14 protein-coding genes are annotated in these 18,344 nt (G+C 51.3%); 8 read left to right on the top strand and 6 right to left on the bottom strand.

Translation table 11 applies throughout. The annotated features are described in order from the left end of the window. The first annotated feature begins 102 nt into the window (after positions 1 to 102). From HGH92_RS18430 to HGH92_RS18420, 3 genes are all read left to right on the top strand, one after another. Positions 103 to 741 (top strand): hypothetical protein, encoded by a 639-nt coding sequence (locus HGH92_RS18430; protein ID WP_168872225.1) that lies wholly within the window; start codon positions 103 to 105, stop codon positions 739 to 741. After that, a complete protein-coding gene (locus tag HGH92_RS18425; RefSeq protein WP_168872224.1) occupies positions 738 to 1,592 on the top strand; it encodes a nucleotidyl transferase AbiEii/AbiGii toxin family protein in 855 nt (284 codons plus the stop codon). Before HGH92_RS18430 ends, HGH92_RS18425 begins: the two co-directional genes overlap by 4 nt. A gap of 172 nt (positions 1,593 to 1,764) precedes the next feature. Further along, positions 1,765 to 4,002: a cation:proton antiporter gene (locus HGH92_RS18420; protein ID WP_168872223.1), complete on the top strand. Its 2,238-nt coding sequence runs from the start codon at positions 1,765 to 1,767 to the stop codon at positions 4,000 to 4,002. A 59-nt stretch (positions 4,003 to 4,061) separates the two neighbouring features. On the opposite strand, the gene acnA is transcribed toward HGH92_RS18420, so the two are convergent. Beyond that, positions 4,062 to 6,788: an aconitate hydratase AcnA gene (acnA, locus tag HGH92_RS18415; RefSeq protein WP_168872222.1), complete on the bottom strand. Its 2,727-nt coding sequence runs from the start codon at positions 6,786 to 6,788 to the stop codon at positions 4,062 to 4,064. Between the two features lie 108 nt (positions 6,789 to 6,896). Between acnA and HGH92_RS18410 the strand changes: the two genes are divergently transcribed. Next, positions 6,897 to 7,730, top strand: coding sequence for a class I SAM-dependent methyltransferase (locus HGH92_RS18410; protein ID WP_168872221.1), 834 nt, complete (start codon positions 6,897 to 6,899; stop codon positions 7,728 to 7,730). 96 nt (positions 7,731 to 7,826) lie between these two features. Here the strand turns inward: HGH92_RS18410 and HGH92_RS18405 are convergent, their stop codons facing one another. After that, positions 7,827 to 9,560: a chloride channel protein gene (locus tag HGH92_RS18405; RefSeq protein WP_168872220.1), complete on the bottom strand. Its 1,734-nt coding sequence runs from the start codon at positions 9,558 to 9,560 to the stop codon at positions 7,827 to 7,829. Between the two features lie 174 nt (positions 9,561 to 9,734). On the opposite strand from HGH92_RS18405, the gene HGH92_RS18400 reads away from it, so the two are divergent. Next, positions 9,735 to 10,412 (top strand): Crp/Fnr family transcriptional regulator, encoded by a 678-nt coding sequence (locus HGH92_RS18400; protein ID WP_168872219.1) that lies wholly within the window; start codon positions 9,735 to 9,737, stop codon positions 10,410 to 10,412. Here the strand turns inward: HGH92_RS18400 and HGH92_RS18395 are convergent. Continuing rightward, entirely contained in the window at positions 10,409 to 10,753 is a 345-nt protein-coding gene (locus HGH92_RS18395) for a winged helix-turn-helix transcriptional regulator (RefSeq protein WP_168872218.1), read from the bottom strand. The genes HGH92_RS18400 and HGH92_RS18395 overlap by 4 nt on opposite strands. A gap of 91 nt (positions 10,754 to 10,844) precedes the next feature. On the opposite strand from HGH92_RS18395, the gene HGH92_RS18390 reads away from it, so the two are divergent. Beyond that, positions 10,845 to 11,846, top strand: coding sequence for a zinc-binding alcohol dehydrogenase family protein (locus HGH92_RS18390; protein ID WP_168872217.1), 1,002 nt, complete (start codon positions 10,845 to 10,847; stop codon positions 11,844 to 11,846). Here the strand turns inward: HGH92_RS18390 and HGH92_RS18385 are convergent. Beyond that, complete coding sequence (locus HGH92_RS18385; RefSeq protein WP_168872216.1) at positions 11,830 to 13,143, bottom strand: polymer-forming cytoskeletal protein; 1,314 nt, start codon at positions 13,141 to 13,143, stop codon at positions 11,830 to 11,832. The genes HGH92_RS18390 and HGH92_RS18385 overlap by 17 nt on opposite strands. Before the next feature lie 53 nt (positions 13,144 to 13,196). Between HGH92_RS18385 and HGH92_RS18380 the strand changes: the two genes are divergently transcribed. After that, entirely contained in the window at positions 13,197 to 14,108 is a 912-nt protein-coding gene (locus tag HGH92_RS18380) for a cyclase family protein (RefSeq protein ID WP_168872215.1), read from the top strand. A 117-nt stretch (positions 14,109 to 14,225) separates the two neighbouring features. Then, entirely contained in the window at positions 14,226 to 15,428 is a 1,203-nt protein-coding gene (locus HGH92_RS18375) for an MFS transporter (protein ID WP_168872214.1), read from the top strand. A gap of 52 nt (positions 15,429 to 15,480) precedes the next feature. Here the strand turns inward: HGH92_RS18375 and HGH92_RS18370 are convergent, their stop codons facing one another. Both HGH92_RS18370 and HGH92_RS18365 read right to left on the bottom strand, forming a co-directional pair. Beyond that, on the bottom strand, positions 15,481 to 16,572 hold the full coding sequence (locus tag HGH92_RS18370; protein ID WP_168872213.1) for an acyltransferase family protein: 1,092 nt from the start codon (positions 16,570 to 16,572) through the stop codon (positions 15,481 to 15,483). Positions 16,573 to 16,695: 123 nt separating this feature from the next. Beyond that, positions 16,696 to 18,096 (bottom strand): RtcB family protein, encoded by a 1,401-nt coding sequence (locus tag HGH92_RS18365; RefSeq protein WP_247654974.1) that lies wholly within the window; start codon positions 18,094 to 18,096, stop codon positions 16,696 to 16,698. Between the last annotated feature and the right edge of the window lie 248 nt (positions 18,097 to 18,344).

The following is an 18,344-nucleotide window of genomic DNA, read 5'->3' as shown; positions in this document are numbered from 1 at the left end:
TTCGATTATCTCATTAAAATCTGACATATTTTTGATTTTTTTGCTAATTTTGAGGGAGGTAATCGAATAAAAATCGATTATCTCCTTAAAAATTGACATCAGATGAATGTAACACAAGCCATCATCTCTTTTCAGGGACAACCGCTTACGCATCAGCTGCTTATGTCCCTGCTTAAAGATTACAAACGGCCCAATGACAAAATACACGCCCTATTGAAGGAACAGATGCTGATTCCTGTCAAGAAAGGTCTCTACGTGCCCGGGCCGGCCCTTCAACTAAGGCGACCGGAGTCTTTTTTATTGGCCAATCATGTTTATGGCCCCAGCTATGTATCACTGGATATTGCGTTATCCTATCACGGGCTTATTCCCGAACGGGTATATGAAATATCTTCCATGACAACCAAGGCAGGCCATGAGTTTAATACACCGGTCGGAAGGTTTGTCTATTATCATCTTCCTTTTCCCTATTATGCCTATGGCATACGACAAGCAAAACTGGACGAAAAACAATATGCGCTGATAGCCACTCCGGAAAAAGCTTTATCAGATAAAATAGTTACTACCGCAGGCATCATACTCCGAAGCCAGCGTATGGTGATGGAATACCTCGTGGAAAACCTCCGCATTGACGAGGATATCCTGGCTGCATTGGACACGAATGCTATGCAGGAATGGTTAGGATGCGCGCCTAAGAAAAAAAGTCTTGAAATGGTCATCAAAACAATCAGAAGTCTATGATCAGAGAATGGATCGATTCCTACCAACCCGCTAACAGAGAAGAGGCTTTACTGGCCTTGCGGGAGATCATGCAGGAAACAGCACTTGCCGGACTGCAGCGGGCGGGCTTTTTTGAGAAAGCCGCTTTCTATGGCGGAACAGCTTTACGGATATTTTATGGGCTGGACCGCTTTTCTGAAGATCTCGACTTTTCGCTGTTGGAGAAAAATCCTGATTTTTCATTTGACAAATACCTGGACGCTCTCGTTACAGAATTTGCCTCGCTTGGCATGCAAGTGTCCGTGAGAGAAAAAAGCAAAACACGTCAAACTCATGTTGAATCTGCTTTTCTCAAATCTGAAACCGTCTGGAAAGAACTGATACTGGAAGAGATTATTCCGCAAAAAGGGCTCGATCAGGTAGCTCATTTAAAAATCAAACTGGAAGTAGATACGTTGCCACCATTGGGTTTTGATACCGAAGACAAACTGCTGCTAAGGCCATTTTCCTTTTATGTGAAGTGTTTTACCATCCATGATTTGTTTGCGGGCAAAATGCATGCATTGCTTTTCCGTAAGTGGAAAGAAAATGTAAAAGGGCGGGATTGGTACGATCTTGAGTGGTATATTAAAAAAGGAATAGCCTTAAACCTGCGGCATTTCCTGCTGCGGGCACAGGACAGCGGAGACTGGGAAAAGAACACCATCTCGCCTGCTGCACTCCGGAAACTGTTACAGGAAAAAATCGATATGGTCGATTTCACTAAAGTAAAAGCAGATATTGTTCGGTTTATTAAAAATCCGGCCGTGCTGGAAGTATGGTCGCCAAAATATTTCCATGACCTTGTCACTCATTTAAAGACGATCTCCTAACCATCCTCCATCCTGTATTTTCCCTTTAACATTTACTTGTCAACCCCCTGAAAAAATAATATATTAGCGAAGTTCAGCGATTCGACAATTGGCTTTAAACACATTATGCCGGCACGTTTATACGCGCTGACATAACCGTACATTACGCAATCTATAAATCGATTTTTACTGTATGCATCTACCGAAATTGATTATTGACCTGGCATTGATTCTTGGAGCGGCAGGTATTATTACTTTATTGTTCAGGCGACTGAAACAGCCCATGGTATTGGGTTATATCATCGCAGGCTTCATCGTGGGCCCTAACTTTCAACTTTTCCCTTCCATCAGCGACGGGGAAAGCGTGAAGATATGGTCCGAGATAGGCGTTATCTTTTTATTATTTTCCCTTGGCCTGGAATTCAGCTTTAAAAAGCTGATGCGTGTAGGAGGCACCGCGGCGATTACCGCCTTCACGGAAATAGCTTTTATTACAGTGGCCGGGTATTTCACCGGTCAACTGATGGGCTGGAGCACTATGGACAGCTTGTTCCTCGGCGGTTTGCTCGCCAGTTCGTCCACCACCATTATCATCCGTGCTTTTGAGGAACTGGGCATCAAGAAAAAGCCTTTTACCAAAATTGTTTTTGGCGTACTGGTGATAGAGGATATTGTGGTGATCCTGTTGATGGTATTGCTTTCCACCATGGCGGTGAGCAAGCAGTTTGAAGGTTCACAGATGTTGTTCACCATCGCCAAACTCCTGTTTTTCCTGGCGGTATGGTTCCTCGCAGGCATTTTCCTGCTGCCTACCTTCCTGAAAAAAATGGAGAAATATATGAACAGCGAAACGCTGCTCATCCTCAGTATCGCCCTTTGCCTGGGCATGGTGATACTGGCCACGCAGGTTGGTTTCTCCGCGGAGCTGGGCGCCTTTATCATGGGCTCTATTATCGCGGAAACCACTTCTTCCGAAAAAGTGGAACATCTCATACAACCGGTGAAAGACCTGTTTGGCGCTATTTTCTTTGTATCCGTAGGAATGCTGATCAACCCGGAAATGATCGTGGAATACCGCTGGCCCGTACTGTGGATTACTTTGCTGACTATTTTCGGTAAGTTCATCAGTACAGGCGTAGGCGCGCTCTTGTCCGGCCGCCCGTTGAAAGAGGCCGTGCAGGTAGGTATGAGCATGGCGCAGGTGGGCGAGTTTGCCTTCATCATTGCTACGCTGGGCGTCACCCTCGGGGTCACCAGCGAGTTCCTGTTCCCGGTAGCCGTAGGCGTTTCGGCAGTGACTACGTTCACCACGCCGTATATGATCCGTTTCTCGACGCCCATGTACAACTGGCTGTCGAAGATCATCCCGGAGAAATGGCTGCTGGCGCTTAACCGCTATTCTGCCAGCTCACAAACCCTTCAGGCGGAAAGCGACTGGCGCATTGTGCTCAACGCCTACCTGAAAGTGATCATTCTCAACAGCGTGGTGCTGATCGCCATCATCCTGCTCAACACCTATTACGTAGGACCTTTCATCGCGAAATATATAGAAAACCAGCTGCTCGCCAAACTGATAGCGGTGGTACTGGCCATTGCCATGATGGCGCCGTTTATCTCTGCGCTCACCATCAAAAAAGTACAGGGTATCGCCTATAAAGCACTGTGGCTCGACTCCAAATACAACCGCGGCCCGCTGGTAGTAGTGGAAGTGATCCGCAACGTGATAGCCGTGCTGCTGGTAGGTTTCCTGCTCAATCAGTTCTTTCCCTTCTGGCAGGCATTGCTGGGCACCTCGCTGGTGATGGCTGTGGTACTGCTGGCACTGCGGCAACAGCTACAGAAATATTACAGCCGTATTGAACACCGTTTTCTGTCCAACCTCAATGCGCGTGAAGAAGCAGATGCCGCCGCCAGGAAAACACCGGCCGCCGACCTGCTTCCCTGGGACGCGCAGGTATCGGAAATAGAGATCAACCCATGGTCTTCACTGATCGATATACCGCTGGTGGACCTGCAACTGCGGGAAAAATATGGCATCAACGTAGGCGCCATCAAAAGAGGCAATGTCACCATCTATGCCCCCACCCGCCAGGAGAAACTGTTTCCCAACGACGTGATCGTGGCCATTGGCACCGAAGCCCAGCTGGAAGAATTCAATCGCGTAGTGAATACGCTCGTAGTGGAAAGAAGCGACGATATGGCGGATGATAACGTAGGCCTTACCAGCATCGTGGTAGACGAACACAATGGACTGAAAGGGCAGACCATCCGCAGTTCCGGCATCAGGGAAAAAACCAATGCGCTGGTGGTGGGTATTGCCCGTGGTGCTGAACGTATTCTCAACCCGCCTTCTGATATGGCTTTTGAATGGGAAGATGTAGTGTGGCTGGTAGGAGATCGAAAAAAGATATCAGAACTTACCAAAAAATAAAACCAAAGAGCGAAGACCGGATGGATCTTCGCTCTTTGGTTTTTATTGATGATGATCAGTTAAGCTTTCTTCAAAAACGCTCTCAGCACATATTGCAGGATACCACCGTTTTTGTAGTACTCTATTTCTATAGCGGAATTCAACCGGCATTTAGCCTGGAAAACAACTGCCGGCCCACCTGCAGATGTAGCCGTTACCGTTACTATTTTACCTGGGGTGAGATCTTCCGCTATACCGCTGATGGTATAGGTCTCTGTGCCGAAAAGGCCCAGCGAAGCAGCAGTTTCGCCATTCACATATTCCAGCGGCAGCACGCCCATACCCACCAGGTTGCTGCGGTGGATACGTTCGTAACTCTCGGCGATGACGGCTTTCACACCCAGGAGATTGGCCCCCTTGGCGGCCCAGTCACGGGAAGAACCACTGCCGTACTCTTTACCTGCCAGGATGATCAACGGCACTTTTGCCACAGCATATTGCATGGCAGCATCGTACACCGGCAGCACCATACCTTGCGGCATCAGTGTAGTAAAGCCGCCTTCTTTCGGTGACAGTGCATTTTTAATGCGTACGTTGGCAAACGTCCCCCTGATCATCACTTCATGATTGCCCCTACGGGAACCGTAAGAGTTAAACATCTTGGGATCGATGCCTCTGTCGATCAGGTATTTGCCTGCCGGCGTATCGGCTTTGAAGGAACCCGCGGGCGAAATATGGTCTGTAGTCACGGAATCGCCCAGCATCAGCAGCACCCGCGCGTCATTGATATCTTCTGCGGCAGACGGCGTATCAGGCAGGTTGTAGAAAAACGGCGCTTCTTTGATATAGGTGGAATCATTGCTCCAGTGATAATCCTGCCCGGTAGGCGCCAGTAATCCTTTCCACTGGTCATCACCTTCAAAGATCACGGAATAGGTGTTTCTGAAGTCCTCCTGTTTCACGGCGGCAGCAACGGCCTCGTTGATTTCATCCTGTGTGGGCCATATATCACGCAGGAACACTGGTTCACCGTTAGGGTCATAACCCAGCGGGTCGTTGAGCAGGTCCACGTCTACGCGGCCGGTGATGGCGTAAGCTACTACCAGCAGCGGCGAGGCCAGGAAATTCATCTTCACCTGCGGATGTACGCGGGCTTCAAAGTTGCGGTTGCCGGACAATACAGAGGCTACGATCAGGCTGCCTTTGTCCACAGCTTCGGCGATATGCGGAGGCAAAGGCCCACTGTTACCAATACACGAAGTACAGCCATATCCTACCACATGGAAACGCAAGGCTTCCAGCTCGTACAGTAAACCGGAACGTTTCAGGTATTCAGTCACCACGCGGGAACCGGGCGCCAGGCTGGTTTTCACCCATGGCTTCACATACAGGCCGCGGCTGATCGCTTTCTTGGCTACCAGCCCCGCGCCAATCATCACGCTGGGATTGGAGGTATTGGTGCAACTGGTAATGGCCGCAATGGCAATAGCGCCGTCACTCAGTACATATTCTTCATTTTTTAGTTTGATGCGTACCGACTTCAGATAATCCACTTCTACCGCCACCTCTTCGGTATGTTTCTGGATCTCGTAGTTGAAGGCGGTACCAGACCCACCTTCGTACAGCCATGCGGTATCACGGCGTTTGCCTTCGGGCGTGTACATTCTTTTAAATTCCTTGTTTAGCAGCGTTTCAAACTCTGCATGCAGGTCTTTCACCAGGATGCGGTCCTGCGGCCGTTTAGGGCCGGCTACGGCTGACTGCACCTTCGTCAGGTCCAGCTCTATCACATCGGAATACGTGATATTTTCATTGCCGTGGCGCCACAACATATTTTCCTTGCAATATTCTTCCACACGGGCCACCACCTCTTCCGAACGGTTGGTGCGGCGCATGTACTGCAATGTTTGTTCGTCTATGGGGAAATAAGTAACCGTACAACCAAATTCCGGCGACATGTTGGAAATGGTGGCCCTGTCCGGCACAGAGAGATGATCAAGCCCGTCGCCAAAGACCTCCACAAATTTATCAACCACGCCATATTTGCGCAGTAGCTGTGTGATAGACAGTACCATGTCCGTTGCGGTAACGCCCTCGCTTAATTGTCCGGTCAGTTTCAGGCCGATCACCTGTGGACAGGAGAAATAAATCGGTTGCCCCAGGATGGCCGCTTCCGCTTCAATACCGCCCACGCCCCAGCCGAGTACGCCTATACCATTCACCATCGGGGTATGGGAGTCGGTGCCCACCAGTGAATCCGGGAATACCCAGCCATCGCGGGAAATAACGCCATGCGCCAGGTATTCAAGGTTTACCTGGTGACAGATGCCCATGCCCGGCGGCACTACCGTAAAATTATCAAAAGCCTGTTGCGCCCATTTAAGCAGCTGGTACCGCTCTTTGTTGCGTTCATACTCGTAGGCCACATTTTTGGTGTAAGCGTAGTCCGTTGCAAAAAAATCCACCTGTACGGAGTGGTCCACCACCAGGTCTACCGGGATGGCCGGGTTGATTTTAGTGCCGTCTTTTCCCCTGCGGATGACTTCTGCCCGGATCGAGGCAATGTCCACCACGGCCGCCACGCCCGTAAAATCCTGCATCAGCACACGCGCCGGCTTAAAAGGAATTTCCTTGTCGGGCGGAGTGGGCTGCCAGTTGACCAGCGTTTCCACATGTTCATCGGTGATGGCGAAATTGTCGTGGTTGCGCAATACGTTTTCGAGTAAGATCCTGATGGAGAAAGGTAAACGGGATATCTGCCTGCCTTCCTTTTCCAGTTTGCTGAGAGATGCTATACGTTCCTTCATATGCTATATTGTTGACATTCCTAATGAAACAATGATAATCTGTAATTGTTCTGACTGCATCTGCTATGCGCACGTAAGCCTTATATTCATTAAAAATAACCAATTCTGATGACCAACAGGTTAAAAGTTCCCTCAACAGCAAGGCTCGTGCTGGAGCAGGCTATCAGATTGTATACCAGCCCGCTCGAAAAAGCCTATGTCAACGCGATTGATTTCAGTGAGATCAGCCGGCTCTCGCGCGACCTGACCCGCGCTTATCCGCCGATAGCCGATACCGTTTACTACCGCAAACTGGCCGTCCGCGAAGTGATACGACAAAGCATGGACCAACATCCCGTGCTGCAGGTGCTGATCCTTGGCGCGGGACTGGACCCGCTGTCGCTCTACCTGCTGGAACATTATCCCGGCCGGACCAGCCGTATCGTGGAGGTAGACAACGGGTATATCGAAGAGAAGAAAAAAATCTATGAGGAAATATTACATATAACAGGACCGCTGCATTTCCTTCGGTGCGACCTTACCGATACTGTTTTGCTGGAGGCTATGTTGAAACAGGCAGGGTATGTGCCCGACGAACCCGCCATTATCGTTTTTGAAGGTGTCATTCATTACATCAGCAACGAATCTTTTGTGCAGATGATGCAACTGCTGGTCACGCCCCAACAGCACCATCTGGGCGTACTGGATTTTTCACTGGCACTGGAGGAAGTACCAGACAATTTTCTGGTCTATCACCGCAATACGGTGAAGGTGATAGAAACACATCTCAACAGCATCCCCAATCTCAATACCCGTCAACAGATACGGGACCTGGTGGCCCGTTTTGGCCGGCTGGAGTATTTCGAGCCATTATGCGACACAGAGCGGAAATTCACCGGTACCAACCGGGCTTTTCATCAGCCCGGACACGGCATTGTGGAAATGGCTGTTTTCAGTTTATAGATGCCACCACGGCAGATGTGGATAAGGGAAAAATGACGTGCAGGCGTTGCCGTTAAAAAAAGTACCGTATTTCAGCACATAAAAAACGGGCGCAGGTCATCTCACCAGCAGCCGTTTTCCACGCGCCATCAGGCGCAACAACCGGGTGTTGCCGAAAAAGGCGGAGTGATACCTCGCTGATGCCAGCTGTCTTTCACTGTAGGTATGCATGATAGCAGCCGCAGTCACCATGCCCTTCAGCTGATGGTCTTCTATAACGGCCAACACGCTGAGCTGATATTTCTCCAGCATCTGCGCCACCATGTTTATATCATCATTAGGCAACAGGAACGGCGCCGTACGGGACACCAGATGCGCAATAGCCATATTTTCATCTGCCGCCGCCAACTGCTGACGGTCAAGATAACCTGCAAAACGGCCGTCAGCGTCCGTTACCAGCAGGTGCTGCTGATAGTAGGCGTGGTTGTCCAGCAGGATGTTCACCTGTGCTACGGTAAAGGTGTCTTTCACGGACAGCTCCGGCTGCACCGCTACCATAGCGGCGTTTATCTGCTGCATCACATCGGGAATGTATTCTTCCGGCGCATGGATGCCCCGTCGGCGGATCTTCTCTGTCATAATAGACCCTTTCATCAAAAAGAAAGAAACAAAGTAAGCGGTGGTACATGCACCGATCAAAGGCAGCAGTCCATGCGGTTGCCCGGTTGTTTCCAGCGCAAATACAATAGCCGTCAGCAACGCGCGCGATGCGCCCGCAAACATGGCCGCCATACCAATCAACGCGGCCGTAGCCAGGTTGATGCCACTGCCCGGAAAAAGCTGTAGCACCGCTACGCCCATCATTGCGCCCAGCGCGCCACCAATGGTGAACAACGGCGCCAGCGTACCACCAGAAGTGCCGCTGCCCAAAGAGATCACCCATGACAGATATTTCAACACACAAAGCGATAACATGAGGGCTAAGGTCACCTCACCGGTCAACAGCGTCTTGATATTATCATATCCAACACCCATGGTATGCGGCGCGAAATAACCAATCACACCCACCGCTACGGCGCCAATAGCCGGCCACCACATCCAATGAACAGGCAGGAGCTCAAACATGTCCTCCACCCAATACACAGAACGGGACACCAGCGCTGCCACTACACCGATAGCAGCGCCCATCAGCACATAAGTCACCAGCGCCATGTCAGATACCGCCGGAATAGGCGGCATCGCAAATACCGGGTCATTACCGAACATCAACAGGTGCATGCCTGCACCTGCAATACAGGACAATGCCACCGGAATCACCGAGCGGGGGGAAAATTCAAACAACAACAGTTCTATCGCCAGCAGGATGGCTGCGAGCGGACTGCCGAAGATAGCAGACATGCCCGCACAGGCGCCCGCTGCTAGCAATACTTTCCGCTCTGCGGAAGAAATATGGATCACCTGGCCGGTAAACGACCCTAGTGCGCCACCTGTGGCAATGATAGGGCCTTCCGCACCAAAAGGGCCGCCCGTGCCTATGGAAATGGCGGCAGACAACGGCTTCAGCAGGGTGATCACCGGCGGTATCCGGCTTTCATTCAAAATAATGTTCTCCATCGCTTCGGGGATACCGTGCCCGCGGATCGCTTTGCTGCCAAAACGCGCCATGACACCCACAATAAGGCTACCGATGACAGGCACCAATACCACTACCCAGCCCAGGTGATGACCGGCAGGGCCCCGCTCTTCAAAGGAAAACTGTCCGTAAAAAGACAGGTTGGTGATCAAACTGATCAATAATACCAACCCTTTGGCTATAATGCCTACCAGTATGGCGTTGAGCAAGGCTTGCATACTCAGGTAAAATACTCTTTTCGATACTTTTCCTGCCTTTTCAGGCCTGTTTATATGATCCATGAAATGAAAAAATGATATCTGAAATAAAAGATCAGCACAAAAATATGATTCAAATCATATTAAAAAGCATTTTTTACATAAAAACATCGAAAAAGTATTACTATTGCAACCATGAAGAAAAACAGGGCCTGCGATCTGAAGACATGTTTTTTATGCCAGCATGCCATCCCGGAATGGTTGGCAGCAGTTGCCTCCCACCGGCAGCATCAGCCGTTTAAAAAAGGCGAAATACTGTTCCGTGAAGGCGGTCCGGCCACTGGCATCTATTTTTTATATGACGGGAAAGTGAAAGTGCATAAACAATGGGGACCGGAAAAAGAACTTATCATCCGGCTGGCAAAAAAAGGCGACATCCTCGGCCACCGCGGATTTGGCAGCGAACAGCGCCTCTACCCGGTATCTGCCACGGCCCTGGAAGACGGCACCTTCTGTTATGTGGACAACACATTTTTTGAAGCCTCCCTCAAGGTAAATCCTGCCCTCACCTACCGGCTCATGCAGTTTTATGCCGCGGAATTACAGGAAGCGGAAAAAAAAATGCGCAACCTCGTGCACATGGACGTGAAAAGCAGGCTGGCAGACGCACTGCTGGAAATAAGCCGGGTATATGGGCACAAACAATTTACGATCAACCGGCAAGACCTCGCCTCGCTGGCCGGCACTACCTACGAAACCATCTACCGGATGCTACAGGAATTTATCCAGCAACGGTTAATTGAAGCCGAGGGAAAATCCATCACTATTTTACAGGAGAAAAAATTACAACAGCTGCTGACAGCAACATCCTAGTCACCCCGTTTATCATACCACTCGGCCAGCTCGTCCAGAATAGGCAATACCGCCGCACCTTTGTCGGTGAGGCTGTAATCCACGCGTACCGGCACTTCTGCGATAATAGCCTTAGTTATCAGCCCTTCCGCTTCCAGTTCCCGCAACTGCCGCCCCAGTACCTGGTCCGACACCGGCGGCAATACCTGTTTCAATAAACTGAAACGGTTCTTCCCCTCCGAAATATGAATCAGCACCAGCGCCTTCCAGCGTCCGGAGAGGATCTCCAGCGCCCCCGTGATACGGCATACGCTACGCAGGAATTTCCGGTTAGACGCATTAGAGGATGTTTCCTTGATCATAATACCACTCATTTTTTTGTGAGTAACTCTCAATTATCACGGTTATTGGTCACCGTGACACAGCCCGTTAGCTTTACCCAAAATTACGCACATGCAGGCAATTGTATTAAATGGATTTGGAGAAGCCGGTCAGTTCCGCGAAGCGGAACTACCCATGCCCGTTTACCGGGAAAATGAATTATTGATTGAAATCAAAGCCGCCGCTTTTAATCCTATTGACTATCAGATGCGGCAGGGCCGCCGCGAAAGCCAGCATATGCATTCTCCGGTGCTGGGCCGGGAACTGGCCGGCATAGTGGTGGCCGCAGGCGCGCAGACAAAAGGATTCCGGCCTGGCGATAAAGTGATCGCTGCGGCCGGCAGCAAAGGCTCCAACGGCACCTATGCCACCCACATCGCGCTCAATTACCAGATGGTAGCGCCACTGCCGGCAGCCTTGCCGTTTACTACGGCAACGGCTATACCGTCTGCCGGACTTACTGCCTGGCAAACCTTTCAACGGATACACGCCCATCCGGAAGAACGCATCTTTCTCACCGGCGGCGCCGGCGCAGTAGGCAGCTTCCTGATCAAATTACTGAAAGCGCATGGCAGCCATCAGCTATTTACCGCCGCAGGCAACGAACAAAGCAAAGCAGCGCTGGAAATACTGGGACTACCCGCCACGCACATACTGGACTATCGGCAGCCCAACCTCGCACAGAGACTGCTGGACGCCGGCGGACAAGGATATTTTGATTGGGGCATCGATATCGTGGGAGGAAGCATCTCCGAAACAGCGGCGGAAGTAATAGGGCTTAACAAAGGGTATGCAGACATCACTTTCCTGGGAACATCCCGCACCCGGGAACTGCTGTTCGACAAAGGCGCACATGTTATCAACATCTCCAACTATGCCTATGCAGCGGCCAATCAATTGTCCTGGTATGGCCAAAACCTTCGCGAACTGGCCACCTTGCTCAACAACAACGTCATCACGCCACCAGCCGTGCAGATAGTGGGCCGCCTCAGTGCAGATACTGTCCGGCAGGCACATATCATGATGGAAAACAACCAGACTTACGGCCGCAAGCTGGTCATGACGATGGAGTAGACGGGCTCCCGTTCACCCGCGCTATTTTCCGGGCAAAACGTTCATTGATGGCAGCCCAGGCTTCCGCGTATTCCGGTTTGTCATAACGTTGCCGCGCATACGCATAAGTGGTGGCCGACAGGTGCCAGTTGAAAATATTCTCAAGGTATTTGATATCATCCGCCATCACCCGTTCCAGTACTTTCTGTTTGGACACGCCGGACTGCTGACAGTACCTGTCCAGCCACGCACCGCGGCCGGCCTTCACGTACAGCACCAGCATATCTTCCGTCATAAAAGCGACGGGCACATGTTCCATTTGCCAGTCAGACACTTTGATAACATTACACAACAACGCATGTTCATAGAACCGCTCGGGGATATCATACTTCAGAATGGCGCCGTGTTTGGCGGCGAGATAGCACAGCTCCCGGGTGATCATCTCCGGCGGCAGGTAACGCAGCGCTTTGCCATCGCGCTGCGCCGCAGCAGTGGCCAGTTCCGGCGTAATGGCGCCCGGCGGGAAATATTTCAGCGCTGCCACGCTGTAAGCCATCGCTTCATCGCACAGGTTCGAAGTGCGCAACTCCATAGGTACCCGCTTCAGGTCACTGTAGTTGCGGCGTACCTTGTTGCGCCAGTATTCAAGCGTCCTCTCCACCGGCGCTATCACACTTTCCCCGGCAGCGAGGTCACGGCGTATTTCTTCAAAATCAGTCGTCAGCGGATTGTTGAGCAGCACGCGCAGGTTTTCCGAAATTACCGGGTTACCGTCTTCAGACTCGGTGCATTCATTGGCTGCCGGGCTATCGGCATCACGATCATTATAATAGAACCGGCTGATCTCTTTACGGAAAGGCATCAGGTAATAATCGTCCACGATCATAATGGGGGCAAAGAATGTACCGTCACATTTCATCCATCCGTGGTTGTAATGCAGCATGATCACCTCTTCCACGCGAACATCGCCTTCCACGCGGGTGGGAGCGCCGCCCACCATGAGGTTGCGGCAGGTGAGGTTGCCCGCCACGTAAAACACCGGGCCATAATCGCCTGTCTCATTGAGGACACCGCCATCCACCGTCAGGTTGCCGATAACGGCAAATCCCAGCGGCGGCCGGCCATCCGGCATATTGTCCGCCCGGTCCATATCAATGATCAGGTCGCCCTGCAGATGCAGATCTCCTTTATGCACATAGAAATAACCGTCCGTCCCTATCATATCCATAAAAGCCTCTTCACTTTCAAGGACTTTTATCTGTATCTGATGCTGGTTCAATGCCTCTTCAGCAGTGAGTACCTGAAATTCTCTAAGCATAACGCTAATATCGTACATTTATACACGTCTCAAAACGGGAAAATAATCAACCGATGAACAAAAGAGTAAAATTTGATTTTGACATCCGCTTCACCAACGGTGGCGGTATCACAGGAGAAGATTTCCGGCTCGACATTGCCGGCGACGACATCTCCGACAAAGAACTGGCTGACTATATCGTAGCCGACATGCGCCTGCTCATGGTAGGCGAAACCCGCATCCTCAATAAGGAAATTCTCACTGAGCCGCATAAACGAAAACCTGTCAATACCGGTAACCAAACTTACCTGGTGGACCTGAGCCATACCATCGAAAACGGGCTGGTGACCTACAAAGGCCTGCCGGCCCCGGTAATCTGCGATTTCCTCAGCCGTGAAGACTCCGCCGCCCTGTACGACGGCGACACCACCTTCCAGATCGGCAAAATAGAAATGGTCACCAATACCGGCACCTACATCGACTGCCCCTTCCATCGTTATGCCGACGGAAAAGACATGTCCGAAATGCCGCTGGAACGTTTCGTAGACCTGGACGCCATCGTCATCCGCGCCCCGTATGAGCAGGGCCTCGCCGTTACCGCCGACAGGCTGCGCAACCAAGAAATACGCAACCGCGCCGTACTGGTACATACCGGCTGGGCCCACCATTGGAACACGCCCGCCTATTACGAAAACCATCCGTACCTCACCGCCGATGCAGCAGAATACCTGCGCGACTGTGACGTAAAACTGGTCGGTATCGACTCCCATAACATCGACAACACACAAGGACGCAGCAGACCGGTACATACCACTCTGCTGGACGCCGAAATACTCATCGTGGAACATCTCTGCCATCTGGAACTGCTGCCGGACGACGGCTTCACCTTCAGCGCCGTACCGCCTAAATTTAAAGGCGTGGGGACATTCCCCGTGCGCGCGCTGGCGAAATTGAAAAATCCGATCGAATCAGCGGGAATGCATTGAATCCGGAAATCCCAGGGCTTCGGCCCTGGGGAAAAATCCCCGGTGGTTCATTAAATCTCCGGATTTATCTAATTTTGCGTTCCTCATGGCTCTTCAAAGAGGTATGTACCATCACAGATGTTCATAGAGATACCGCAAGCTACCGAAGCCAACGCACGACAATACCGGACGGCCGTTTCCGTTTTCTTTTTTATCTCCGGACTGGGTTACTCCACCTGGGCCTCCAGGATACCTTCTATACAACAGCAACTGCACCTCAATGAAGCCCAGCTGGGACTGGTGTTATTGGCATTGCCCATCGGGCTGATGCTGACGATGCCGGTTACCGGCAAGCTGCTGGGCAGTTTCAGCAGCCGTAAAATCATGGTTATCGGCGCCATGGTTTTTAATTTGGTGCTAAGTCTTCCGGGCTTTACCACCAGTTTGTGGCAACTGGCACTGACCCTGTTCTGCTTTGGTTCTTCCCGTAACCTGCTTAACCTCTCTGCGAACTCGCAGGCGGTGCAGGTACAACATATGTATCCCAAATCCATTATGACCACCTTCCACGGTATCTGGAGCATTGCCGGTTCCGCCGGCGCCGGTATCGGTTACCTGATGGTGTCTATGCAGGTGGCGCCATCGTGGCATATGCTGAGTGTCAGCCTGCTGCTGCTGGTATTTACACTGTACTACGGGGTACGTGCGTATCCTGACCAGCCCGTGCCCAGCCCGGTCAAAAAAACGGCGTTTTCGTTGCCTGGCAAGTCACTGCTTCGTTTTTCCTTTATCTGTTTCGCCTGTATGGCCACTGAAAACACCATGTATGACTGGAGCAGTATCTATTTCCATAAGGTGGCCGGGGGCACCACCACCGCAGCTACCGCGTGTTTCATGGTGTACATGGGCGCCATGACCCTTGGTCGTTTTGCCGGCGACCGGCTCGTTGCCCGGATGGGCATCAAAAACATGCTGTACTACAGCGGATGGCTGATCTTAAGCGGCCTTGTGCTGACAATTGCGCTGCCTCATCCGGTGATTACGGCCATAGGCTTTATTTGCACGGGCTTCGGCGTTTCGTGTATCGTGCCGCTGGTATTTAGTCTGGCCGGCAAATCCCGTGATGCCAATAGCGGACAGACACTGGCCTCCATTTCCACCATCGGTTATCTTGGTTTTCTCATAGTACCGCCACTGGTAGGCTTTGTAGCACAGGCCACGCACCTGCGGGTTTCTTTTGGCATCATGGCGTTATGCGGACTGCTGATCGTATTAATGGTAAGGGGCCTCCCCGAAGCCAAAAAAGAAGCCCCGGTAGCTGATACCAGGGCTGATTCATAGGGGTTTCTCAGATAGCTATTCGTTTACGATCTTCTTATATTGCGGATGATCTTTATAATTTGAAAAATATCTTCCGTCTGTACAACCAGTAACACAGTCCCCATTCCAGCACCAGTACGGTCAGGGCAGACAGGACCTCCCTGACTTCCTCCCGTACGCCCAACAGATAAGTAAACCCTTTGACAAAAATACCTGTGGTGGGGTTCACCCATTGTGCGCCTACCGTTTCAAAAAACAGGTAGAGGAAGATGGCGTTCATACCTGCTACAGTGGCTATCCAGGCGTAACGTACGTATCCCCGCACATCGACCAGCCAGTAGAACAATGCCATGATCAGCATCACCCATCCGCCGGATGCCAGCACAAAAGAAGCAGTGCTGATCCGTTTAATGATCGGCGTTATACCTGCCGCGTCCAGCCCAAAACCGGCTGCCAGTCCTATCATACCGGCTATCACCAATACACCTGTCTTCTGCAACGGTAGCTTAGTGCCGGTCAACAGTCTCCCTGCCAGTACGCCCCAAATAGTGTGTGCAGCCGTAGGGATACAATTAATTGCGACCCATCCGTCCGGGTTAATTTTTCCCATCAGGACCGTATCCAGGTAGGCACCGAAATTGTGCCCTTGTGTAAAAGCATCTTCGAATCCAGGTAAAATGACAAAACGATACATGAGATCAGTGGCAAGGAGCAGCAACAGGCTGACCACCAGCTGATATACTACAGAACGGCGAATAATCAGATATGCAATGATCGTGGTTACGGACAACTGGGTGAGCACATTCCACAATTCCCAGACTAACCTGCCCGCATATACGCAATGTAATGCAGTACCGAATATAAATAATTTCCCGCAACGCCAGGCAATATGTTTAAAATTTTGTTGCCAGCTGATACCCTTTTGTGCTTTGGCATTCCACGACAGATACATGGCTGTGCCGGCTATAGTCATAAAGGCCGGCTGCACCAGGTCCCATGCCCGCAGGCCATTCCACGGATGGTGGAAAAACTGTTGCATGAACGTATGCCATAAACCGTCGGATTGCAGGCTGTCAAGTGACCAGTACAGATGTGTGCTTTCCGCTGCCAGTAAAAGCATGATGACTCCCCTCATCATATCGAGGGACTGTAGTCGTTGGGTCATAGGTAGACAATAAGTTCATTAAAGTAAATATTCTTTTTCACATTTACCAGTACCCCGGGAAAAAGAACGGGTCAGAGCATCGTGCCCTGACCCGACCCTTTACACTGGATATAACGTGAGCGGCTACTCTTTATTCATCCGTACGATGACGGGCATAAAACGCCCTTCCACGCTCACCAGTTCGTGCTGTGCGTTCATCACCTGGTCGATGTCTTTATAGGCCTGCGGGTTTTCCTCTACACTGCCACCCATCAGGGTTACGCCTGCGTTGGCCAACATTTTGTTTAATGCCGACACCGTCATTTTCTCCCTGGCCTTGGAGCGGCTCATCGCCCTGCCGGCACCGTGCGCAGCGGAGTAAAGCGCCTGTTCCACGCCTTTGCCACGGACCAGGTAGGCAGGCGCCGTCATGCTGCCGGGGATAATGCCCAGCTCGCCCGCGTGCGCCGGGGTGGCACCTTTGCGGTGAATGATCACCTTCCGTGTATCCGTCAGCGTTTCTTCCCACGCAAAATTGTGGTGATTTTCGATGGTTGCCAGGCTTTTCAGTCCTGTGGCCTTTGCCAGGTGCTGATGTATCTGCTGGTGACAGGCACGGGCGTAGTCACCGGCCAGGTTCATGCTCAACCAGTACTCCTGCCCTGCTTCGCTGTTCATGTCCAGCCATGCCAGCTGTTGTGCCGAACGCGGCAGCTTGCAGGTGTCCATCGCTATTTTCGTATAGTGCTGGGCGATAGCGGCGCCCAGACCACGGCTGCCGGAATGCGACAACAATGCGAGGTACTGCTTCGGTGGTAACGACAGGGAGTTGTCTTCTTCCAGCGTCAGCAGCCCGAACTCCACGAAGTGGTTACCGCTGCCGGATGATCCCAGCTGCCGCACCGCTTTGCCATGCAGGCTTTTGAGCAATGCGGTATCACGGAATTCCGGCCTGTCAAGCACCGCATGCTCCTGGCGGAATTCCAGTCCGCCTTCCATACCGAAATGGGTATATTCTTTCATGGCCGTTTTCAGCTGGTAACTGTAACGTTTCAGGAAACTTTCCCCTTCATCGAAGAGGGTAAGCGCCATACGGCAGCCAATGTCCACACCTACCGCGTAGGGGACCACCGCATTTTCCGTGGCCAATACGCCACCCACCGGAAGACCGTAGCCCATATGCGCGTCAGGCATCAGCGCACCCTGTACCGTTACCGGCAGTGACATGGCCAATTCCATCTGCTGACGGGCAGCCTGTTCTATCTCTTTGCCACCGTACACTTTCAGCTGCCCGGTGGTTTCCAGCAGGTCAAATGACTGAAAATGGCGCTCCTCCGGCACATCGGCGAATATTGCCGCTATCTTTCCCAGCACCTCATCCTGTAAAAATTCAGCCGGACGCTCTTTAATATCCGTCAACAGCTGTATAATCGCGGCTTTATCATGATGTTTGAAATGCCGCGCCATAATATTGATCACCAGGCTCCTGGCCCGGTCGTCCGTATAACCGATTTTACTCAGTTCTTTTGTTTTTAAACCTGACAAAACGTATGTAATTAAGGGGTAATAAATATTTGATTGTCCGATTATTTCACTGCAATAACATCGCAGCAGGCTACAAACCTGTGCAAGACAACAAAGGAATCCTTCAGGTATGGCCAATATAGCATACCATCACCATTCAAAACAGTGTTAAAAAATGCAGGAAATAACCCGGTAGGGCCGCCTTTTAGGCGACAATTGCAAGGGGCGATATGTGGAGATGTTCTGTCATGGGTAGTTCGTTTTAACAG

The organism is Chitinophaga varians, assembly GCF_012641275.1.
Classification (GTDB): domain Bacteria; phylum Bacteroidota; class Bacteroidia; order Chitinophagales; family Chitinophagaceae; genus Chitinophaga; species Chitinophaga varians_A.
Note: the sequence above shows the minus strand (reverse complement) of the source record. Positions and strands in the feature narration are given on the sequence as shown.